The sequence below is a fragment of the Streptomyces sp. NBC_01241 genome, assembly GCF_041435435.1.
Classification (GTDB): domain Bacteria; phylum Actinomycetota; class Actinomycetes; order Streptomycetales; family Streptomycetaceae; genus Streptomyces.
Window position 1 is genome coordinate 3,483,951 of record NZ_CP108494.1, and the last position, 19,965, is coordinate 3,503,915.

The 19,965-nt window shown below is 69.7% G+C and carries 19 protein-coding genes and 1 pseudogene; 12 read left to right on the forward strand and 8 right to left on the reverse strand.

Annotation, left to right across the window (positions count from 1 at the left end; translation table 11 throughout):
* Nucleotides 1-903 (reverse strand): UTP--glucose-1-phosphate uridylyltransferase GalU, encoded by a 903-nt coding sequence (gene galU / locus OG306_RS15290; protein ID WP_266746727.1) that lies wholly within the window; start codon nucleotides 901-903, stop codon nucleotides 1-3.
* Nucleotides 904-1,007: 104 nt separating this feature from the next.
* On the opposite strand from galU, the gene OG306_RS15295 reads away from it, so the two are divergent.
* Complete coding sequence (locus tag OG306_RS15295; protein ID WP_266746728.1) at nucleotides 1,008-1,595, forward strand: 5-formyltetrahydrofolate cyclo-ligase; 588 nt, start codon at nucleotides 1,008-1,010, stop codon at nucleotides 1,593-1,595.
* Here the strand turns inward: OG306_RS15295 and OG306_RS15300 are convergent.
* Nucleotides 1,585-4,335, reverse strand: coding sequence for a penicillin acylase family protein (locus OG306_RS15300; protein WP_266906360.1), 2,751 nt, complete (start codon nucleotides 4,333-4,335; stop codon nucleotides 1,585-1,587). The two genes, OG306_RS15295 and OG306_RS15300, sit on opposite strands and share 11 nt — an antisense overlap.
* A 288-nt stretch (nucleotides 4,336-4,623) precedes the next feature.
* Between OG306_RS15300 and OG306_RS15305 the strand changes: the two genes are divergently transcribed.
* From OG306_RS15305 to OG306_RS15325, 5 genes are all read left to right on the forward strand, one after another.
* Nucleotides 4,624-6,162: a potassium/proton antiporter gene (locus tag OG306_RS15305; RefSeq protein ID WP_266752215.1), complete on the forward strand. Its 1,539-nt coding sequence runs from the start codon at nucleotides 4,624-4,626 to the stop codon at nucleotides 6,160-6,162.
* A gap of 509 nt (nucleotides 6,163-6,671) precedes the next feature.
* Nucleotides 6,672-7,958 (forward strand): MFS transporter, encoded by a 1,287-nt coding sequence (locus tag OG306_RS15310; RefSeq protein ID WP_266906358.1) that lies wholly within the window; start codon nucleotides 6,672-6,674, stop codon nucleotides 7,956-7,958.
* Between the two features lie 290 nt (nucleotides 7,959-8,248).
* On the forward strand, nucleotides 8,249-8,626 hold the full coding sequence (locus OG306_RS15315; RefSeq protein WP_266746731.1) for an FmdB family zinc ribbon protein: 378 nt from the start codon (nucleotides 8,249-8,251) through the stop codon (nucleotides 8,624-8,626).
* Between the two features lie 81 nt (nucleotides 8,627-8,707).
* Entirely contained in the window at nucleotides 8,708-9,541 is an 834-nt protein-coding gene (locus OG306_RS15320) for an S-methyl-5'-thioadenosine phosphorylase (RefSeq protein WP_266746732.1), read from the forward strand.
* 429 nt (nucleotides 9,542-9,970) lie between these two features.
* Nucleotides 9,971-10,387 (forward strand): hypothetical protein, encoded by a 417-nt coding sequence (locus tag OG306_RS15325; RefSeq protein WP_266746733.1) that lies wholly within the window; start codon nucleotides 9,971-9,973, stop codon nucleotides 10,385-10,387.
* A 94-nt stretch (nucleotides 10,388-10,481) separates the two neighbouring features.
* Here the strand turns inward: OG306_RS15325 and OG306_RS15330 are convergent, their stop codons facing one another.
* The 3 genes and pseudogenes from OG306_RS15330 to OG306_RS15340 all read right to left on the reverse strand — a co-directional run bounded on the left by OG306_RS15330 (nucleotide 10,482) and on the right by OG306_RS15340 (nucleotide 11,150).
* Nucleotides 10,482-10,691 carry a hypothetical protein gene (locus tag OG306_RS15330; protein WP_266906356.1) on the reverse strand — a complete coding sequence of 70 codons (210 nt, stop codon included), beginning with the start codon at nucleotides 10,689-10,691 and terminating at the stop codon, nucleotides 10,482-10,484.
* A 103-nt stretch (nucleotides 10,692-10,794) separates the two neighbouring features.
* Nucleotides 10,795-10,989 (reverse strand): annotated as a pseudogene (locus OG306_RS15335) (hypothetical protein); the annotation flags it as partial.
* Nucleotides 10,962-11,150: a hypothetical protein gene (locus tag OG306_RS15340; protein ID WP_371665379.1), complete on the reverse strand. Its 189-nt coding sequence runs from the start codon at nucleotides 11,148-11,150 to the stop codon at nucleotides 10,962-10,964. The pseudogene OG306_RS15335 and the gene OG306_RS15340, both read right to left, overlap by 28 nt.
* Nucleotides 11,151-11,260: 110 nt before the next feature.
* On the opposite strand from OG306_RS15340, the gene OG306_RS15345 reads away from it, so the two are divergent.
* From OG306_RS15345 to OG306_RS15355, 3 genes are all read left to right on the forward strand, one after another.
* Complete coding sequence (locus OG306_RS15345) at nucleotides 11,261-11,482, forward strand: hypothetical protein (RefSeq protein ID WP_371665380.1); 222 nt, start codon at nucleotides 11,261-11,263, stop codon at nucleotides 11,480-11,482.
* A 77-nt stretch (nucleotides 11,483-11,559) separates the two neighbouring features.
* Nucleotides 11,560-12,720, forward strand: a complete 1,161-nt coding sequence (locus OG306_RS15350; protein WP_266906354.1) for a P1 family peptidase — start codon at nucleotides 11,560-11,562, stop codon at nucleotides 12,718-12,720.
* A 134-nt stretch (nucleotides 12,721-12,854) separates the two neighbouring features.
* Entirely contained in the window at nucleotides 12,855-13,625 is a 771-nt protein-coding gene (locus tag OG306_RS15355) for a DUF6227 family protein (protein WP_266746736.1), read from the forward strand.
* A 152-nt stretch (nucleotides 13,626-13,777) separates the two neighbouring features.
* Here the strand turns inward: OG306_RS15355 and OG306_RS15360 are convergent, their stop codons facing one another.
* Nucleotides 13,778-15,397 (reverse strand): MFS transporter, encoded by a 1,620-nt coding sequence (locus OG306_RS15360; RefSeq protein WP_266746737.1) that lies wholly within the window; start codon nucleotides 15,395-15,397, stop codon nucleotides 13,778-13,780.
* A 108-nt stretch (nucleotides 15,398-15,505) separates the two neighbouring features.
* Between OG306_RS15360 and OG306_RS15365 the strand changes: the two genes are divergently transcribed.
* Nucleotides 15,506-16,468, forward strand: coding sequence for a helix-turn-helix transcriptional regulator (locus tag OG306_RS15365; RefSeq protein ID WP_266746738.1), 963 nt, complete (start codon nucleotides 15,506-15,508; stop codon nucleotides 16,466-16,468).
* 235 nt (nucleotides 16,469-16,703) lie between these two features.
* On the opposite strand, the gene OG306_RS15370 is transcribed toward OG306_RS15365, so the two are convergent.
* Nucleotides 16,704-17,702 (reverse strand): sigma-70 family RNA polymerase sigma factor, encoded by a 999-nt coding sequence (locus OG306_RS15370; RefSeq protein ID WP_266746739.1) that lies wholly within the window; start codon nucleotides 17,700-17,702, stop codon nucleotides 16,704-16,706.
* Between the two features lie 148 nt (nucleotides 17,703-17,850).
* Here OG306_RS15370 and OG306_RS15375 point away from each other — a divergent pair, with 148 nt between their 5' ends.
* Nucleotides 17,851-18,390 carry a GNAT family N-acetyltransferase gene (locus OG306_RS15375; protein WP_371665381.1) on the forward strand — a complete coding sequence of 180 codons (540 nt, stop codon included), beginning with the start codon at nucleotides 17,851-17,853 and terminating at the stop codon, nucleotides 18,388-18,390.
* Between the two features lie 135 nt (nucleotides 18,391-18,525).
* Here the strand turns inward: OG306_RS15375 and OG306_RS15380 are convergent, their stop codons facing one another.
* On the reverse strand, nucleotides 18,526-19,308 hold the full coding sequence (locus tag OG306_RS15380) for a dioxygenase family protein (RefSeq protein WP_266906352.1): 783 nt from the start codon (nucleotides 19,306-19,308) through the stop codon (nucleotides 18,526-18,528).
* 136 nt (nucleotides 19,309-19,444) lie between these two features.
* Between OG306_RS15380 and OG306_RS15385 the strand changes: the two genes are divergently transcribed.
* Nucleotides 19,445-19,957 (forward strand): MarR family winged helix-turn-helix transcriptional regulator, encoded by a 513-nt coding sequence (locus tag OG306_RS15385; RefSeq protein WP_266746742.1) that lies wholly within the window; start codon nucleotides 19,445-19,447, stop codon nucleotides 19,955-19,957.
* Nucleotides 19,958-19,965: the final 8 nt, after the last annotated feature.

Here is a 19,965-nt window from a genome sequence, read left to right on the forward strand (position 1 = left end):
CTACAACTCCTCGGTGACGTAACTGCGGAGCCAGGTCCTGAAGTCCGGGCCCAGGTCTTCACGTTCGCACGCGAGTCTGACAATGGCACGGAGGTAGTCGCTCCGGTCACCGGTGTCATAGCGGCGCCCCTTGAAGACGACGCCATGCACGGGGCCGCCGATCTTCTCGTCCTCGGCGAGGAGTTGCAGGGCGTCGGTCAGCTGGATCTCGCCGCCGCGCCCCGGCTCGGTCCTGCGCAGTATGCCGAAGACGGCGGGGTCGAGGACGTAGCGGCCGATGATGGCGAGGTTGCTGGGTGCGTCCGCCCTGTCGGGCTTCTCGACGAGGCCGGTGACGCGCACCACATCGCCCTCGGCGGTGGGCTCCACGGCCGCGCAGCCGTACATGTGGATCTGCTCCGGCGCGACCTCCATCAGCGCGACGACGCTGCCGCCCTCGCGCTCCTGGATCTCGACCATGCGGGCCAGCAGCGGGTCGCGCGGGTCGATCAGGTCGTCGCCGAGGAGGACCGCGAACGGCTGGTCGCCGACGTGCGGCGCGGCGCACAGCACGGCGTGACCGAGACCGCGCGGATCGCCCTGCCGGACGTAGTGGATGGTGGCCAGGTCGCTCGACTCCTGGACCTTCTGGAGCCGTTCGGCGTCTCCCTTGCGGGTGAGCGCGGACTCCAGTTCGTAGTTGCGGTCGAAGTGGTCCTCAAGAGGACGCTTGTTGCGGCCGGTGATCATCAGGACGTCGGAGAGGCCGGCGGCCACCGCTTCTTCGACGACGTACTGGATTGCGGGCTTGTCGACGACCGGCAGCATCTCCTTGGGAGTGGCTTTGGTGGCCGGCAGAAAGCGGGTACCGAGTCCTGCCGCCGGGATGACAGCCTTGCTGATCCTGGTGTGCGACTGAGTCATGCGCAGAACCATAACCGGTACGTATGGGCGGAAGATGAGGTTCCGGTTAACTTTGTACGCCTATATGAACTTAAGAGAAATTCAGGTGTCCATTGAATACCGACATGTCGCGAAAGGCGCTTCTCCGGCGTGAACTGCTGGCCGCGCGGCGCCTTCTGACCAGCGAAGACGTGGACAACGCCGCGGTGGTTCTGTCCCGGGGCGCATTGCGTCTTCCGGAGCTCTCCGGGGCCCGCACCGTCGCCGCGTACGTCTCGGTGGGGAGCGAGCCGGGCACCCGTCCCCTGCTGGACGCACTGCGTGCGCGGGGCGTGCGGGTGCTGCTGCCGGTGCTCCTGGCGGACAACGATCTGGACTGGGCGCCGTACGAGGGAGCCGGCCGTCTGGTCCCGGCCGGTCGCGGACTGCTGGAACCGGACGGCGAACGGCTCGGCCCCGATGCCGTTCTGGACGCCGAGGTGGTCCTGCTGCCGGGTCTCGCGGTGGACGCGCGCGGGATGCGGCTGGGCCGCGGCGGCGGCAGTTACGACCGGGTGCTGGCCCGGCTCGCCGCGGCGGGGGCACATCCGTTGCTGGTCGTCCTGCTGTACGACGACGAGGTGGTCGCGCGGGTCCCCGAGGAACCGCACGACCACCCCGTGAACGCGGTGGTGACTCCGGCCATGACCCGCCGGACGGGTCCTACGGTTTGAGGGTCAGGGTGTCGGTCGTCGACGCGGCGACGGCGTTGGTCCCGAAAGCCCAGCCGAGCAGTTCGCCGTTGACCCACTTGTCGGTCTGATCGGTGTAATGCGCGCTGAACGCGTGCCCGGAGGCGCCGGTGAGGTTGATCCAGCGGGACTTGTCCCAGTCCCCCACGTTGACCACCATCCGCATGGACGGCACCCAGACGACGTCGTAGCCGCCCGCCGCGTTCCAGCCGGTGGCGTTCACCGCGGCCTCGCCGCCGCCGAGGTTCCACGGGCCGCGGTTGAGGGCCCGCTGGAGCAGACCGGGGCCCTCGGTGCCGAGGGTCTGGTTCTTCAGGGTCAGCCGGTGCAGACGGCCCCAGTTCCAGGTGGTGATGTCCTTGCCGAGCTTGGCGGTCAGCTCCCAGCGGGCGTCTTCCATGGCTCGGGCGAAGAGCTGGTCGCGGTTCTCGGTCACCTCGGCGCGGCCGCGCTCCGGCGACTTCCACCAGTCGCTCTTCGTGTCCTTCATCAGCCGCTCGACGACCTGGTACCAGCGGTCGCCGCCGTCCGGCTGTGCCGTGTCCGCGTCGCGCCGGCCGCACTCGCGCACCAGCTTGCCCTGCTCGTCGACCGGGCCCGAGTTGTCGGCCCGCGGCACGTACAGGCACTCGCCCTCGACCCGCAGCTCCTTGGGCAGCTTGTCGCCGAAGGCCAGCTTCAGGATGTTGCGCCAGACCGCGTTGAAGTACGCGGCGGCGGCCGAGTCGGGCTCCTGGGTGTAGTCCCAGCCCTCCAGCAGCTTCTGCGCCTCGCGGACACTCTTGTCCGAGATGTTGATCTTCATCAGCTCGGGCACCAGCAGCGCGGCGATCTCGCTGGTGTTGTCCATCTGCATCTTCTGCATGTCTTCGGTCGAGATCTTCCCGCCGCCCTTGATCTTCGACTCGATGAGGTCGTTGATCCGCTGGCTGCGGGAGCCGTAACCCCAGTCCTTGGTGAGCATGGGGGCGTACGTGGTCTCGTCGATGACGGCCTGGTTGGCGGTGACGATGTAGCCGCGCTTCGGGTCGTACTCGTAGGGCAGCTCGTCGAACGGGACCGGGTCCTTCTTCCAGCCGTACTCCGAGGACCAGCCGGGGCTGGGCATCGTGCCGTCGCCCTGGAGGCGGACCGGGATCTTTCCGGGCGCCTGGTAGCCGATGTGGCCCTTGGTGTCGGCGTAGATGAGGTTCTGCGAGGGAACCTCGAAGTGCGCGGCCGCCTTGCGGAAGGACGGGAAGTCCTTGGCCCGGTTGAGCTCGAAGACGGCGTCCATGGAGTGGCCGGCGTCCAGCGCCGTCCACTTCAGGGCGACCGCGTAACCCTCGGCCCGGTCGGGGGCCGCGTTGGCTACGGGGGCCTTCTGGCCGACCTTCTCCAGTTCGCTGCTGCGGTCGGAGACCAGCGGACCGTTGTTGGTCTCGCGGACGGTGATGTGCCGGCTCTTGCCGCCCGCGACCTTGATGGTCTCCTCGCGGACGGTGAAGGGCTCGACCTTGCCGTCGTACAGGTAGCCGTCGCCGGAGACCTTCTCCAGGAAGATGTCGGTGACGTCCGCGCCAAGGTTGGTGAAGCCCCAGGCGATGTCCTGGTTGTGGCCGATTATCACGCCCGGCATGCCGGAGAAGGTGTAGCCGGCGGTGTCGTACTGGCACTTCGCCGAGATCTGGCGGCAGTGCAGCCCCATCTGGTACCAGAGCGAGGGCAACTGCGGCGCCAGGTGCGGGTCGTTGGCGAGCAGCGGATTGCCGGTCGTCGTGTACTTGCCGGAGACCACCCAGGAGTTGGACCCGATGCCGGTCCCGTTCGGGCCGAGGAGCGCCGGGATCTGGTCGAGGGTGTCGGAGAGCGAGGAGAGCTGGGTGTTCAGGCCCTCGGTGGCGCCCGCCGCGGTGTTCGAGCCGAGGCTCGTCGACGGTGTCGCGTCCGGGTCGAACTTCCCGGTGACCGGGGAGATCGCGCCCCCGTCGACGATCGGCTTGTGCTTGTCGTACGGGTAGGCCGGGTACAGGTCCTCGATCTGCTTCGCGTCGAGCCTGCTGGTCATCAGCGAGCGGTCGATCTCGTCCTGCATGTTGCCGCGCAGGTCCCAGGCCATGGCCTTGAGCCAGGCGACGGAGTCGACCGGGGTCCACTCGGCCGGTTTGTAGTCGTTGGTGAAGCCGAGGGCGGCGTACTCGACGGAGATGTCCTTGCCGTCGCGCCCCTTCAGGTAGGCGTTGACGCCGTCCGCGTACGCCTGGAGGTTCTTCTTGGTGTCCGGGGACAGGACCTTGTCGTACTCCTCCTGCGCGACCTTGTGCCAGCCGAGCGTGCGCAGGAAGGAGTCCGTCTCGACCTGGCCGGAACCGAACATCTCGGAGAGCCGGCCCGCCGTCATGTGGCGGCGGACGTCCATCTCCCAGAAGCGGTCCTGCGCCTGCACGAAGCCCTGGGCGCGGAAGAGATCGGTGTCGGAGTCCGCGTACACCTGCGGGATTCCGTAGGAGTCGCGCTTGACGTCGACGTTGCCGTCGAGGCCGTCGAGCTTCAGCGACCCGGTCGTCTGCGGGTACGAGGCCCGCACGGTCGATACGGACCAGAACGCGCCGTACCCGATACCCGCGACAAGCGCCAGCACCAGAACGATCACGATCAGGCGGGCACGTCGCCCCTTCTTCCTGCCGGTCTTCCCACCGGCGGAACCGGTGGTGCCGGAAGAGGCAGTTGTGTTGGCGGGCATCGCTGTCCTTCGAGGGGCAGGTGGTCCTGGGAGTGCAGGAGCAACCATAGGCGCAGCACCGGGGTGGCTCTGACGCGGCATAGGAATGGTTCGAATTCCATAGCGCTCGCACGAACGCTCGAACGCGTCAAGAAAGCGTTAAAGATTAGGTAAGGTAACGAAGTGTCGGCGGGGAACAGCCGATGCCGAAGGTCGATTCGGCAGGCGTACGCAGGGAAGGAACGGCCACTGACTGTCCACGCGCTCAACGAACTCCTGCTCGTCTGCTCACTCGTCCTGCTCGTCGCGGTGGCGGCGGTCCGCATCTCGTCCCGCAGCGGGCTCCCCAGCCTGCTCCTGTACCTGGGCATCGGGATCGCCATAGGGCAGGACGGCATCTTCGACGTCACGTTCAACAACGCCGAACTGACCCAGGTGATCGGCTACGCCGCACTGGTCGTGATCCTCGCCGAGGGCGGCCTGGGCACGAAGTGGAAAGAGATCAAGCCCGCGCTGCCGGCCGCGGCGATGCTCTCGATCGTCGGCGTCGCGGTGAGTGTCGGCGTCACCGCGGCCGGAGCCCATTACCTGGTCGGCCTGGACTGGCGGCAGTCACTGATCATCGGCGCGGTCGTCTCGTCGACGGACGCCGCCGCGGTCTTCTCCGTCCTGCGCAAGGTGCCGCTGCCCGCCCGCATCACGGGTGTACTGGAGGCCGAGTCCGGCTTCAACGACGCCCCTGTGGTGATCCTGGTGGTGGCCTTCTCGGCCAAGGGATCGGTGGACAGCTGGTACGTACTGGTCGGCGAGATAGCCCTGGAACTCGCGATCGGCGCGGCCGTCGGTCTCGCCGTCGGCTGGCTCGGCTCGTTCGGACTGCGCCATGTCGCGTTGCCCGCGTCCGGCCTGTACCCGATCGCCGTGATGGCGATCGCGGTGTCCGCGTACGCGGCGGGCGCCATGGCCCATGGCAGTGGCTTCCTCGCCGTCTACCTGGCCGCGGTGATCCTCGGCAACGCCAAGCTGCCGCACTGGCCCGCCACCCGCGGATTCGCCGACGGGCTCGGCTGGCTGGCCCAGATCGGCATGTTCGTGCTGCTCGGACTTCTGGTCACGCCGCACGATCTGTACGCCGACTTCTGGCCCGCGGTCATCGTGGGACTGGTCCTGACCGTGGTCGCACGGCCGCTGGAGGTCTTCATCTCGCTGGCGCCGTTCCGGCTGCCGTGGCAGGAGAAGGCGCTCATGTCCTGGGCGGGGCTGCGCGGCGCCGTACCCATCATCCTGGCGACCATTCCGATGGTGTCCGGGATCGAGGGCTCCACCCGGGTCTTCAACATCGTCTTCGTGCTCGTCGTCGTCTACACCGTCATCCAGGGACCGACCCTGCCCTGGCTGGCGAAGGCCCTGAAGATCGCCGAGGATCCGGCCGAGGCCTCCGACCTGGGCATCGAATCGGCGCCGCTGGAGCGGTTGCGCGGCCATCTGCTGTCGGTGGCGATCCCCGGGAAGTCAAAGATGCACGGCGTGGAGGTCGGGGAGCTGCGGTTGCCCGCCGGAGCCGCGGTCACGCTGGTCGTACGGGACGGGAAGAGCTTCGTACCGGCGCCGTCGACCGCACTGCGGCACGGCGACGAACTGCTGGTGGTCACCACCGACCCGGTGCGCGACGCCGCGGAGGAGCGGCTGCGCGCGGTCGGCGAGGGCGGCAAGCTCGCGGGCTGGCTGGGGACGACCGGCACGGGCGGCGAAAGCCTCGCCGGAAATCATGTGGCACAGGATGTGGCGCACGCGCTGAAGACCGTGACGAAGCGCGGGAAGACCGACGGACCGAAAGCGCACCGGTGAGATTCCTGCGTCACCTGAGACTCCTGCGTCCTGTGATGCTCCTACGTCACCGGGGGTGAAGGTGGCCGCGGGTCAAGGGCCCATGTGCTGCCGATCCGAGGCGGGGCGATCCGAGGCGGGGCGATCCGAGGCGGGGGCGGAGGCCCACTGCACAATCAGAGGTGTGCGGGGGCGTCCGCCTGTATCATCAAGGAGGCCTGTTCGGCCCTTACTACGGACGGGGCCGGTCGGCCCGACGGCCAACCCGAACACCCCCACGCGAACGCTCCACACAAACACCCCACTCGAACGACCAACTCGAACGACCAACTCGAACGACCAACTCTGCCTGATGCAGAGCTGGCGCGACCGTATGGCGGTCGTGGCGTCCTCCGCCTCTGCTGAGCGCCCGGCATCTACCGCAGTTCCGCGCGAAGAGGACAGCTCTCGGCAGCACCCGTACGTGCCCGCACCACCCGTGCCGGCCGGCTCCGGGAGCTCTGCCACCAGGCGGCAGAAAGGCATGGACCGTGGCATCCACGGTCTCCGACCGCCCCGGTTACGGGCAGTTGCTGCGCACCCCCGGTGCGTGGACGTTTCTCCTTCCGGGCTTCGCCGCACGGCAGCCCTTCGCGATGCTGACGATCGGCATCGTGCTCCTGGTTCAGCACACCACCGGCTCGTACGGCAGCGCGGGCTCCGTCGCCGCCATGACCGGTGTCTCCATGGCCCTGTTCGCGCCGCAGACCGGTAAGCTCGCCGACCGTTTCGGCCAACGCGCCGTGCTGCTGCCCGGTGTCCTGGTGCACGCGGCGTCCGTGTCGGCACTGACGGCGCTCGCGCTGGCGGACGCGCCCCTGTGGGCGCTGTTCGCGGCTGCCGTGCCGACCGGTGCGTCGGTTCCGCAGGTCGGGCCGATGGTCCGGGCCCGCTGGGCGGCCCTGCTGGGCGCGGCACCGGGCCGCGAGGCTTCACCGTTGCTGTCCACCGCGGCCGCGTTCGAATCGGTGACGGACGAGTTCACCTTCGTCATCGGCCCGGTGCTCGCCACCGCGCTGTGCACGGGGGTGCACCCGGCGGCAGGCCTGATCACGGAGGCCGGGCTGACCCTGGTCGGCGGACTGCTCTTCGCTGCGCAGCGCCGCACCCAGCCCGCGGTGCGCAACACCACGCCCGGCACCTCCCGGCGGCACGCGTCCGCACTGTCCGTACCGGGTGTCCGGGTGCTCGCGGTGGCCTTCCTGGGGATCGGCGCGGTCTTCGGCGGCATGCAGGTCTCGCTGACCGCCTTCGCCGAGGAGATCGGCCGACCGGGGGCGAACGGCCTGCTGTACGGGGTCTTCGCGGCCGGCAACATGCTGGCCGGGATCGCCTGTGGTGCCATCGCCTGGAAGATCGGGCCGCGGCGGCGGCTGATCGTCGGGTACGCGGCGTTGACCCTGACCGCGTCCGGACTGTGGGCGGTGCACTCCGTGCCGCTGCTGGCCGGGCTCGGACTGCTGGTCGGGCTGTCCATCGCCCCGGCCCTGATCAGCGGCTACACGCTGGTGGAGGCGCTGGTTCCGGACTCCGCCCGGACCGAGGCGTTCACCTGGCTGACGGGCTCGATCGCTCTCGGCCAGGCGGCCGCGGTGACGGTCGCCGGACGGCTCGCGGACGCCCACGGCGCGAGCACCGGTTTCGTCGTGCCACTGGTCGGGACCGTACTCGCACTGGTCGTACTCGTCGCGCTGCGTTCAAGGCTGGCACCGGCCCGCGCGACCGTCACGGCCGCGCGAGGTGCGGTTCGCCGCGATGCTGTCACGGCCGGAGAATGACGATTCCTGTGCTCGAATCACTCGAATCCCATGGGACCCGCGGTAGCCGCTGGAACGACTGGAACCGCGGAGTCGGCGCAATGCGCCGGTGTGACTCATGCGGACTCCTGCGGGCTCGGGCGCCGCATGATGTGGCAGCCTTCTCACCCGGGCCGACGGCCCTCACGACGGCCGAACCCTGACCGCTGCCCACCGGGCAGGTGACAGACGTTACTGCAAACAGCGGCCCGCAGCAGTTACCATGGACGACTGTTAGCACTCATCGAGTGAGAGTGCCAGGAGGAAGACAAGTGCCGACCTATCAGTACCAGTGCACCGAATGCGGCGAGGGCCTCGAGGCGGTGCAGAAGTTCACCGATGATGCCCTGACCGTGTGCCCGAGTTGCGAAGGACGCCTGAAGAAGGTGTTCTCGGCGGTCGGCATTGTCTTCAAGGGTTCCGGTTTCTACCGGAACGACAGCCGTGGCTCCTCGTCGAGCAGCGCGCCGGCGTCGTCCTCGGCGAAGGCGACCGGTTCCGATTCGTCGTCGACGGGGTCGGACGCGAAGTCGTCCGCCTCCTCCTCGGCTGCCGCGTCTTCGTCGTCGTCCTCTTCTTCGACTTCGACGTCTTCTTCTTCATCCTCTTCGTCCTCTTCGTCCTCGACGAGTGGTACGTCGGCCGCCTGACCCGCACCGCGCTTCCCCGGGGACCCCGCCGATCCGTTCGGCGGGGTCCCCGGCGTATTTCCGCGCCGCTACTGTGATCGCATGGCGAATGCAGAGATCGGTGTCATCGGCGGCTCGGGCCTGTACTCCTTCCTGGAGGACGTCACGGAGCTGCGTGTGGACACCCCGTACGGACAGCCGAGCGACTCCCTCTTCCTGGGCGAGGTCGGCGGCCGCCGGGTCGCCTTCCTTCCCCGCCACGGACGCGGGCACCATCTGCCGCCGCACCGCATCAACTACCGGGCCAACATGTGGGCGCTGCGTTCCGTCGGCGTACGACAGGTACTCGGCCCGTGCGCGGTGGGCGGACTGCGTCCGGAGTACGGACCGGGCACGCTGCTCGTACCCGACCAGATGGTGGACCGCACCAAGGCTCGTACGCAGACGTTCTACGACGGAGAGATCCGGGCCGATGGCGCGGAGCCGAATGTCCTGCATCTGGGCTTCGCCGACCCGTACTGCCCCGAGGGACGCAGGGCGGCGCTGACGGCGGCTCGCGCGAAGCGCTGGGAGCCGGTGGACGGCGGGACGCTGGTGGTCGTCGAGGGGCCGCGCTTCTCGACCCGGGCGGAGTCGCGCTGGCATGCGGCGATGGGCTGGTCGGTGGTCGGGATGACGGGGCACCCGGAGGCAATCCTCGCCCGTGAACTGGGCCTCTGCTACACGACGATGACGCTGGTGACGGACCTGGACGCCGGGGCGGAGGCCGGGGAGGGCGTCTCGCACGGCGATGTACTGAAGGTGTTCGCGGCCAATGTGGACCGGCTGCGCGCCGTGCTCTTCGGCGTGGTGGCCGCGCTGCCCGCCGAGGCGGACCGCGACTGCCCGTGCTCGCGTGCGCTGGACGGGCTGGAGACGGGGATCGAGCTTCCTTAGCCGGGGCAGCCGGGACAGTCGGGGCGGCCAGGGCGGTCGGGACGGCCAGGGGCCGGGGGCCGGGGGCGACCAGGAGGTGGCCGGGTGACGGAGTTATCCACAACACCGGGGCTGTCCACAGGCTTCGGCGGGAAACTCGCGGACGGTGGATCGTGAGGGCTGTTCGTCCGAAACTCCTCACGCCAGGTGGTGCTGACCATGTTCCCGTCGTCACAGACACCCCACTCCTCCCCGCCGTTCCGGCAGTCCCCGCCGTCCCCGCCGTTCCCGCCGTTCCCGTCACGCTCCGGGCGGTCCGCTCCGACGATGGCTCCAGGGCCTCCGGCATCTGCTCCCCCGCCGTGTGGCGTGCCCGCGTTCGAACCGTTGCGGGTGCGCGGAGGCGGTGGGCACCGATTGCGGCGGGCACTGTGGCGGCAACGCCACACCATGGCCGCCGGACTGGCCCTGACTGCTGCGGCGCTGGCCGCGACGGGGCTGGGCGGGAGCGGCGGGGGCGGCGATTCCGGGCATGGTTCGGGTGCAGAGGCAGGGGGTGCGGCCCGGGCGGCGGCGGAGCGGGCGCGGGGGACGGCTCCGTTGGTGTCCGCACCGGTCCGGATCGCGGATGCGGGGACGGTGCGGCTGTTACGGCCGGGCGACCGCGTCGATGTCATCGCCGCCGAGAGAACCGGATCCGACGCCCGGGTGCTGGCGAAGGGCGCGCGAGTGGTGGACGTACCGCAGGCCCCGGCCGAAGGTTCCGCGGAGGACGGTGCGTTGATCGTGCTGTCCGTACCGCGGGGCACGGCCGCATCGCTGGCCGGTGCCGGCATCTCCGCCAGGCTCGCGGTGACCCTGTGCTGATGCGTACTGAGGGACAGTCAGCATCAGGACCCTGCGGGGCTCGGTGCGCGGGAGGACCGACAGCAGCGTCGTCGGACCACCACGGAGCGGGGGCTCAGATGTGGTGGGGCGGCTTCTCGTCGAGGAAGCGTGCCAAATCGGCGGCGCTGCCGCCGGCCGGGGCCCGCTCGCCCCACCCTCGGTCCGTATCGTCCGCGGACTGCTGGTCCAGCGGATCGTCGAAGATCAGAGCCGGTTCGGGTTTCGACTGTTCCGGCTGGGACGGCTTCGAATCGCGCGAGCCGGGGGCGGGGGCGGTGCTCATGCATCCAGGGTACGGCGACGGCCCGCGGCGCGGCGGCCGTCAGCCGGACGTCTGTGATCAGAGGAACGTCGACAGTCAGAGGAACGTCGACGGTCAGCGGTCCTTCGGGGGCGGGCAGCCACAGCCCGAGGACGACGAGGAACGGCGGACAGAGGAAACCGGCGCCCCACCAGGCCGTGCCGGTGTCGCCCTCCATCCACGCGTCGACGATGACGGTCGGGCCCCGGAGCTGTCCGATGACGACGGTCATGGCCAGGACCAGCCAGGCCGTCAGTTTCGAGGAGCGTTCGCTCTCCTGGCCGGCCTTGAACATGCGCCGGGCATGGAGCGCGGTGACCCAGACGGTGCAACCGTCCAGCCGCCCGCGTCGAAGGCGCGCGGCACCCCGGCGACGAGGACGAGCACACCGGTGATCTGCACGAACGTGACCACGCGGTGCAGCGGATCGTCGGTGTTCATCTGGAGATACGGACACTTCCTGATCTTCGGCTCCGCGGCCGCGATCGGCTCGGGCCTCGAGCTCGCGGTGGAGGAGGCCGTGGGTCCCAACGACGGTGGCCGCCGCCGCGGTGACCGTGCCCTCCGTGCTCTTCCTGCTGACGGTGTGGGCGCTGCACGCCCGCCACTTCAAGCGCGATCTCGCGGAGCAACTGCCCCTCCCCGTGGCCGCGCTGGCGATCCTGGCCGGTACGTTCGCCAGGGAGTGGGCCGTGTTCGCGGCCGGCCTGATGGCTGCGGCGACCGTGGCCGTGGGGGTACTGCCGTCCCGGCGGCCCGCGGTGGCGGGGTGAGCACACAGATATGGTGCGGCGCCCCCGCGGACGGCGAGTGGTGAGCTGCCCGTGGTGAAACCTGTGAGGAGCACGTGATGACGCAAGAACCGCACGAGCCGACCGGCCTCTCCGCCGTGCAGCACACGCCGCCGCCGTCCGCCGGGCCGCTCGACGCGCTCACCGATGTGGCCGGGCTGCGCGTCGGCCATGCGCAGGTGCCGGGCGCGGGCGCGCTGAGCGGCACCACCGTCGTCCTCGCCCCCGAGGGCGGCGCGATCGCGGCCGTCGACGTACGCGGTGGCGGCCCCGGCACCCGGGAGACGGACGCGCTCGATCCGCGCAATCTGGTGCAGCGCATCGATGCGGTCGTCCTGACGGGCGGCAGCGCGTACGGCCTGGACGCTGCGTCCGGCGTGATGGCCTGGCTGGAGGAACAGGGTCGCGGGGTGCGGGTCGGGCCCGACCCCGCGCAGGTGGTGCCGGTCGTTCCGGCCGCGTGCGTCTTCGACCTGGGGCGGGGCGGCGACTGGCGGGCCCGCCCGGACGCGTCGACCGGTCGCGCGGCGGTGGTGGACGCGGCGGGTACGGAAACCGGGGCGCCGGTCTCCGAGGGGAATGTCGGCGCCGGTACGGGGGCGGTCGCCGGGCAGCTCAAGGGCGGGGTCGGCACGGCAAGCGTGCGGCTGGCGTCCGGGATCACGGTGGGCGCGCTCGTCGTGGTGAACGCGGCGGGTTCGGTGATCGATCCGCGGACCGGGGTGCTGTACGGGGAGTACGGCGCCGCCGAACCTCCGGTACCCCCCGCGCCCGAGGTCCACCGTGCGGCGCGACAGCGCCTGGCCGAGGCCCGGGAGGCGGACGCACGGCCCCCGCTCAACACCACGCTCGCGGTCGTCGCCACGGACGCCGACCTCACCCGGGCCCAGGCGCAGAAGCTCGCGGGTACGGCGCACGACGGACTGGCGCGCGCCGTCCGCCCCGTGCATCTGCTGACCGATGGGGACACCGTTTTCTCGCTGGCCACCGGCGTCCGGTCACTGGATCCGCAGAACCCGATCGCGCTCAACGACCTCCTGGCGGCCGGCGCGGACGCGCTGACCCGTGCCATCGTGAAGGCCGTCCGCGCAGCTCAAAGCGTCAACGGCCACCCCGGCGAGGGCAGCTACCCCGCGTACAGTGATCTCTACGGCGCGAGCCGGTCCCCGTCACGGCCGTCGCCGCAAAGCCGCCCGGACCTCGACTCACCTGCCGGGTAAGAAAGTTCGGATGAACCGCCAGGAACCATCTGCGTGCGTCATACGTTTTCCTGAACCCCGGTCACGATGTCGGACCCAGGGACTACGTTAAGCACGCACCAAGTAACACGCGGCGACGGCCTGGAGACAGCACCTTGAGCGATCCGTACGAGACAACCGAGCAGCACCTCGAGCGACTCCTGCGACGGGCACTCAACTCTTTCGACCTGCCCGACAGCACGGTCGAGAGACTCGGTACCGCACTCGCCCACAGCAGTTCCCTGCACTCCTCGCACCACAGTTCCGTACTCCACCGCGAGACCTACCGGCACACATATCTGCTGTCCGACGGCACTCCCCTCACGCTGTGGGAGCTGGTGCACGGCGGTCCGCGGAGCCCGATGGCCCCGCGCTCCCGGACGGAGCCCGACCTCCGGCACCACGAGCTGTACGACGACGAGACCGATGCCCATATCGCCGCCGCGCGGCTGACCGGCGGCTTCGGTGACGTCCCGGTGTTCGGGGAGGACGGGCCTCAGGGCGACCTGGAGATACTCACGGTCCTGATGGCGGCTCCCCCGGTCCCGCTGCCCCGGATGTACGCCCCTGACAACTCCGCCGACCATGCCCGCCGCGTCCTGCGCCGCGCGGAGAACAGCGACTGCCCCGGCGAGGCGACCGCCCGGCTGCTGCGCGCCGCATTCGCCCACCACATCACCCAGGTCTTCGGCCGGCAGTGCCAGGTGGACGGGCGGGACGCCGGATTCACGCTGTACGAGCACGCCTTCCTGCTCCTCGACGGCAGCGAGACGAGCCTGTGGGAGGTCGAGCACACGGCCACGCCGGACGGCCGCCACATGTGCGAGGTGTACGGCGACGAGGACTCCGCGCGCGGGGCCATGGAGAGCCGCACACGCATCTGCTGACCCGAGGGGACCCGAGGGGACCCGAGGGGACCCGAGGGGACCCGAGGGGACCCGGGCGAGAAGCGGCGAGGAGCAAACGGCGACGGTTCCCGCACCCCCTCGGGGGATGCGGGCACCGTCGCCCTTCTCCACGCCGGAGCAACGCCGGAGCATCAGGGAGTGAAGGCGGGCTCCTTGCCGAGCTCGGGCTTGTCCACGGCGTGCGCGGATCCGGCCAGCGTGTCCGGGGTCGCGTCGTCCGCATGCCCGTGGTCCACGGCTTCGTCCGTGGCGTCCGCGCCCTCGCCGCCGCCCTCCGCGTGCCGCCGCGGCCGGGCGGGCAGCGCGAACATCACCAGGAAGATCACCGCGAGCACTCCGGCCACCCACCACAGCGAGTGCTGGAACCCCTCTGCGAAGGCCGGGCCCATCTGCTGCGGCGTCAGCCGGTCCCCGATCGAACTGAAGAAGACGACCGAGACCAGTCCGAGCCCGAGCGCGTTGCCCATCTGCTGCACGGTGTTGATCAGCCCGGAGGCCGAACCGGAGTGTTCCTTGGGCACCTCGGACAGCACCATGTCCGTCAGCGGGGCCACGATCAGGCCCATGCCGGCGCCCATGACCACGAGCGGCAGCGCCATCTGCCAGGACGTGATGTCCATGCCGTACCGGTCGGACTCCCAGATGTAGAGGAGCAGGCCGATGATCATCAGCAGCGCGCCGGTCTGGAGGACCTTGCGGCCGAAGCGGGGCACCAGCTTCTGTACGGAGATCCCGGCGGCGAACGAGACGGCGATCGAGAACGGGATACCGGTCGTGCCGGCCCGCAGCGCGCTCCAGCCGAGCCCCTTCTGCATGTACAGCGTCCAGACCAGGAAGAAGATGCCGAGTCCGACACCGAAGGCCAGCTGCACGGCGATGCCCGCCGCGAAGCTCTTGACCCGGAACAGCGACAGTTCCACGAGCGGCGAACCGTCCTTGCGCGCCTTCTGCCGCTCGAACACCACCAGGACCAGGAAAACCAGCAGGCTGCCGATCATCGACGCATAGCCCCACAGCGGCCAGCCCAGCTCGCGGCCACGGGTCAGCGGGTAGATCAGCATCAGGAGCCCCAGCGTCACCAGGGCGACGCCGATCAGGTCGAGCCGGAGCGCCTTCGGCGCCCTGGATTCGGTGATGAACTTCCGGCCCAGGACGAGGCCGACGAGGCCGACCGGCAGGTTGATCAGGAAGATCGGTCGCCATTGAAGACCGGCGATGTTCCACTCGGTGAGCAGCGCGCCCAGCAGCGGTCCCAGCACGGCGCCGAGGCCGACGATCGCACCGAAGAGGCCGAAGACCTTGCCGCGCTCGTGCGCCGGGAAGGTGGCGTGCACGATCGACAGCACCTGCGGAACCATCAGCGCGGCGGTACCGCCCTGAAGGATGCGGGAAGCGACCAGCATCTCCGGATTCATCGCGAATCCGCAGAGTGCGGAGGCCAGCGTGAAACCGCCTATGCCGATGAGGAACAGCCGCTTGCGGCCGTAGATGTCGCCCAGCCGGCCGCCGGTGATCAGCCCGGCCGCGAAGGCCAGGGCGTACCCGGCGGTGATCCACTGGATCGAGCTGAACGAGGCCCCGGTGTCCTTCTGGATGCTCGGGACGGCGATGTTGACGATCGTGACGTCGACCAGGTCCATGAAGGCCGCGGTCATCACGATGGCGAGCGCGAACCAGCGTCGCCGGTCCGACGGGTCCGAGGACACCGTGGGCCCGGATGCCGTGGACGGCGGAGATGCGGAAGAAGTCATGAGAAGAAGCTAAACACCCATTAGGACAGGTCATGACCCAATGGACGGGCAACCTGGTGAGACGACCGACACCCGGACACACCGGCACCCGGACACGAGGATGGGCCCATGACGGACACCCCGGCACGACTGCTGAACCTGCTGTCGCTCCTCCAGACGCCTCGCGAGTGGCCGGGCAGCGAGCTCGCCGAGCGGCTCGACGTCAGCCCGCGCACCATCCGTCGCGACATCGACCGGCTCCGCGAACTCGGCTATCCGGTCGAGGCCTCACGCGGTTCGGTCGGCGGCTACCGCCTCGTCGCCGGCACCGCCATGCCGCCGCTGCTCCTCGACGACGAGGAGGCGGTAGCCATCGCGGTCGGCCTGCGGGCGGGTGCCGGGCATGCCATCGAGGGGGTCGACGAGGCGTCCGTGCGGGCTCTGGCGAAGCTGGAGCAGGTGCTGCCGTCGCGGTTGCGGTACCGGGTCTCGACCCTGCAGAACGCGACGATGCCGCTGACCCGTGGCGACGGCTCGACGATCGATCCGCACACGCTGACGGTGATGGCGTCGGCGGTCACCGGCCGGGAGCGGCTGCGGTTCGCCTACCGCGCGGGCGACGGCGCGGAGACGAAGCGGGAGGCCGAACCGTACCGGCTGGTGAGCACGGGGTGGCGCTGGTATCTCGTCGCGTACGACCTGGTGCGCGAGGACTGGCGTACGTTCCGGGTCGACCGGGTCAGCGAGCCTTTCGCGACCGGGACGCGGTTCACACCGCGTGAGCTGCCCACGGGGGACGCGGCGGAGTTCCTCGCCGGCTCGATCACCCGGCGGCAGCCGGAGCTGGCGGTGGATGTGGACTTCGCGGCCCCGGTGGACTTCGTGTCGGCGCGGCTGCCCGCCTCGTTCGGCCCGCTGGAGCGGACCGGCGAGAACAGCTGCCGGCTGCGGGCGGTGCTGTCGGACTCGCTCGAGTGGTTGGCGCTCCGACTCGCGCTGGTGGACTGCGAGTTCACCGCCCACGAACCGCCGCAGCTGGTGGAGTATCTGGGCGATCTGGGCGCCCGCCTGACTCGCGCGACGGCGCGCTGACTCATTGCCCGCCGGACGCGTCCAGGGGCGACGGCCGGGCGACCGCCGGGCAACGGCCGACGGCCGACGGCCGAGCGTCAAAAAAATACCTGCGAGCACCAAAATGCGTGCGAGAGCCAAAAGACGTGCGAGTGCCAAAAAAGAATGAGCCCCGGCGCCAGGGGGGGGTGGGCGCCGGGACTCAGCTCAGGGGGTCACGCGAAGCGACCTATTTGGGAGGATACTGGACCGAGGCTCAGGCCGCAGCGTCAAAACCCGTGTCGTGGGCCATTCGCTTCAGTTCGAGCAGCGCGTGCTTCTCGATCTGCCGGATCCGCTCACGGGTCAGGCCGTGCTGCTTGCCCACCTCCGTGAGGGTCCGCTCGCGGCCGTCCTCGATGCCGTACCGCATACGGATGATCGACGCGGTGCGGTTGTCGAGCTTGCCGATCAGGTCCTCCAGTTCCTCGCTGCGCAGCAGCGTCATCACCGACTGCTCGGGTGACACCGCGGAGGTGTCCTCCAGCAGATCGCCGAACTGCGTCTCGCCCTCGTCGTCGACGGACATGTTGAGGCTGACCGGGTCACGAGCCCAGTCCAGGACGTCGCCCACGCGCCCCGGCGTGGAGTCCAGCTCGGCGGCTATTTCCGCGTGCTCCGGCTCGCGCCCGTGCTCGCGGTTGAATTCGCGCTGCACCCGGCGTATCCGGCCGAGCTCCTCCACCAGGTGGACGGGGAGCCGGATCGTACGGGACTGGTCGGCTATGGAACGGGTGATGGCCTGACGGATCCACCACGTCGCATACGTGGAGAACTTGAAGCCCTTGGCGTAGTCGAACTTCTCGACCGCGCGCACCAGGCCCGCGTTGCCCTCCTGGATCAGGTCGAGCAGAGGCAGCCCGGCCCGCGGATAGCGGCGGGCGACAGCAACGACGAGTCGGAGGTTGGAACGGATGAATACGTCCTTGGCGCGCTCGCCCTCGGCGACCAGCGCCTCCAGCTCCGCGCGTGATGCTCCGCCGGCTTCGCTCTCCACCGTACCGTCGAGAATCTGCCGCGCGTACACACCCGCCTCGACGATCTGCGACAGCTCGACCTCCTTCGCGGCATCCAGTAGCGGCGTACGCGCGATCTCGTCCAGGTACATGCCGACCAGGTCGCGGTCGGCGATCTCTCCGCCCGAGGCGCGAACACTGCTTGCCCGGCTGGTCCCACCGGTGGCGGACGAACGACGGGCGACGGCACGGGTTGCCATGCGTGCTCCCTTGCTGAGTAGGTCGCGACACCCTCTCGGGTGCCCTGCATCCGATGGAAACAACGACTGGAATCCGGACAGAATTCCCATGCCTGGCATTCATTTTCGCGATCATGCAGTACCCTGTGCCGCCACGAGGGGAGATCGCATGCCGAACGCCCGGACAAAAGCGCTGGTCAGGCCGGGCACCGAAGGTGATTTGGCGGCACTCACGGACATCTACAACCATTACATGCGTGAGACCGCGCTCACATTCGATACGGACCCCTTTACACCTGAACGGCGTCTGCCGTGGCTTCGTTCCCACCCTGAAGACGGCCCGCACCGTCTCCAGGTTGCTCAGGATGTCCGTATTGTCGGCCCCGCCTCGATCCTGGGCTATGCCACCAGCAGCGCATTCCGCCCCAAGCCGGCGTACGCGACCTCGGTCGAGGTGAGCGTGTACTGCGCTCCGTCGGCCACCGGCCGCGGCATCGGCACGCTCCTCTACTCGTCACTGTTCGAGGCGCTGGCCGGTCAGGACCTGCATCGCGCGTACGCGGGCATCACTCAGCCCAACGACGCCTCGGTCCGACTGCACGAGCGCTTCGGCTTCCGCCACGTCGGCACGTACGCCGAGGTGGGCCGGAAGTTCGGCACGTACTGGGACGTGGCCTGGTACGAGAAGCGGCTGGGACCGCGACCCTAGAGCCCGGCCCCGGCCCGACCCCAACGCGGACCCCCGACCCCAACGCGGACCGGGCCCGCCGCCCGTTGCGGGCCGCGGGCGCCACGGGCCGCCCGGCTCCGCTCGCCGTCGGCCTCAGCCGAACTGCACCGGCCCTCAGCCGAACTGCACCGACCGCTTCGCGAGTCCCATCCAGAACCCGTCGATGACACTGCGACCCCGGTCCAGTTCGTTCCCCGACGCGCCGAGCGTCACGAAGAGCGGCGCGAAGTGCTCGGTGCGCGGGTGGGCCAGCCGACCTGCCGGGGACTTGTGCTCGAAGTCCAGCAGGGCGTCGATGTCCTGCGCCTGGAGCGCCCGGTTCCCCCAGTCATCGAACTCCGCCGACCAGCCGGGGGTGCCACCGCCCGCGTGCCGCAGGGCGGCCAGGTTGTGCGTGAAGAAGCCGCTGCCGACGATCAGGACGCCCTCGTCGCGCAGCGGCGCGAGCTTGCGCCCGATGTCCATCAGCCGCTGCGGGTCCAGGGTCGGCATGGAGATCTGGAGTACGGGGATGTCGGCGTCGGGGAACATCTCCACCAGCGGGACGTACGCCCCGTGGTCGAGCCCGCGGTCCGGGATGTCCTGGACCGGCATGCCGGCACCGCGCAGCAGCTTGCGTACGTTCTCGGCCAGCGCCGGGGCGCCCGGGGCCGCGTACCGCACCTGGTAATAGTGCTCGGGGAATCCCCAGAAGTCGTACACGAGCGGGACCGCCTCCGTGGCGCCGAGGGCGAGCGGGGCCTCCTCCCAGTGTGCGGAGACCATCAGGATCGCGCGGGGGCGGGGCAGAGAGGCGGACCAGGCGGCCAGTTCGCCGGGCCAGAGCGGGTCGTCGGCCAGCGGCGGTGCGCCGTGGGAGAGATAGAGGGCGGGCATGCGCTCCGCGGTGACAGTCATGACACTCCCCATCCGCTGCTGATCGAGGTAAGTCTTTTACAGGTGTCTTTGAGAAGGAAGGATTCTTTAAACTTCAAGCTCCTACCTCCCGAGACCTTAGCTCTATCTAGTTAAACTTTCAAGAAAAGGTCGTACAGTGGAGTACATGACCCCGGCATCCCCCGGCGAGCCGCGCTGGCTCTCCGACGAAGAGCAGTGCGTCTGGCGTGCGTACCTCCACGCCACGACGCTCATGGAGGACCATCTCGACCGTCAGCTGCAGCGCGATGCCGGCATGCCGCACATCTATTACGGGCTGCTCGTCCAGCTCTCCCAGGCGCCCCGCCGCCAGAAGCGGATGACCGAGCTGGCCAAGGACGCCAAGATCACCCGGTCCCGGCTCTCGCACGCCGTCGCGCGGCTGGAGAAGAGCGGCTGGGTGCGCCGCGAGGACTGCCCGTCCGACAAGCGCGGCCAGAACGCGGTCCTCACCGACGAGGGCTACGAGATGCTGCGCCGGTCCGCGCCGGGTCATGTCAGCGCCGTGCGCCAGGCGATGTTCGACCGGCTGACTCCCGAGCAGATGCGCTCGCTGGGCGAGATCATGCAGGTCGTCGCCACCGGACTGCAGCCGGAGGGCACGGACGCGGATCTCCCCTGGCTGCGCTGAGCCGCCCG

Coding starts and splice junctions, on each gene's coding strand:
- OG306_RS15380 (WP_266906352.1), bottom strand. CDS start 19,308: ATGACTGTCACCGCGGAGCGCATGCCCGCCCTCTATCTCTCCCACGGC.
- OG306_RS15320 (WP_266746732.1), top strand. CDS start 8,708: ATGGCGAATGCAGAGATCGGTGTCATCGGCGGCTCGGGCCTGTACTCC.
- OG306_RS15375 (WP_371665381.1), top strand. CDS start 17,851: ATGCCGAACGCCCGGACAAAAGCGCTGGTCAGGCCGGGCACCGAAGGT.
- OG306_RS15300 (WP_266906360.1), bottom strand. CDS start 4,335: ATGCCCGCCAACACAACTGCCTCTTCCGGCACCACCGGTTCCGCCGGT.
- OG306_RS15350 (WP_266906354.1), top strand. CDS start 11,560: ATGACGCAAGAACCGCACGAGCCGACCGGCCTCTCCGCCGTGCAGCAC.
- OG306_RS15325 (WP_266746733.1), top strand. CDS start 9,971: ATGGCCGCCGGACTGGCCCTGACTGCTGCGGCGCTGGCCGCGACGGGG.
- OG306_RS15330 (WP_266906356.1), bottom strand. CDS start 10,691: ATGAGCACCGCCCCCGCCCCCGGCTCGCGCGATTCGAAGCCGTCCCAG.
- OG306_RS15340 (WP_371665379.1), bottom strand. CDS start 11,150: ATGAACACCGACGATCCGCTGCACCGCGTGGTCACGTTCGTGCAGATC.
- OG306_RS15360 (WP_266746737.1), bottom strand. CDS start 15,397: ATGACTTCTTCCGCATCTCCGCCGTCCACGGCATCCGGGCCCACGGTG.
- galU (WP_266746727.1), bottom strand. CDS start 903: ATGACTCAGTCGCACACCAGGATCAGCAAGGCTGTCATCCCGGCGGCA.
- OG306_RS15365 (WP_266746738.1), top strand. CDS start 15,506: ATGACGGACACCCCGGCACGACTGCTGAACCTGCTGTCGCTCCTCCAG.
- OG306_RS15295 (WP_266746728.1), top strand. CDS start 1,008: ATGTCGCGAAAGGCGCTTCTCCGGCGTGAACTGCTGGCCGCGCGGCGC.
- OG306_RS15370 (WP_266746739.1), bottom strand. CDS start 17,702: ATGGCAACCCGTGCCGTCGCCCGTCGTTCGTCCGCCACCGGTGGGACC.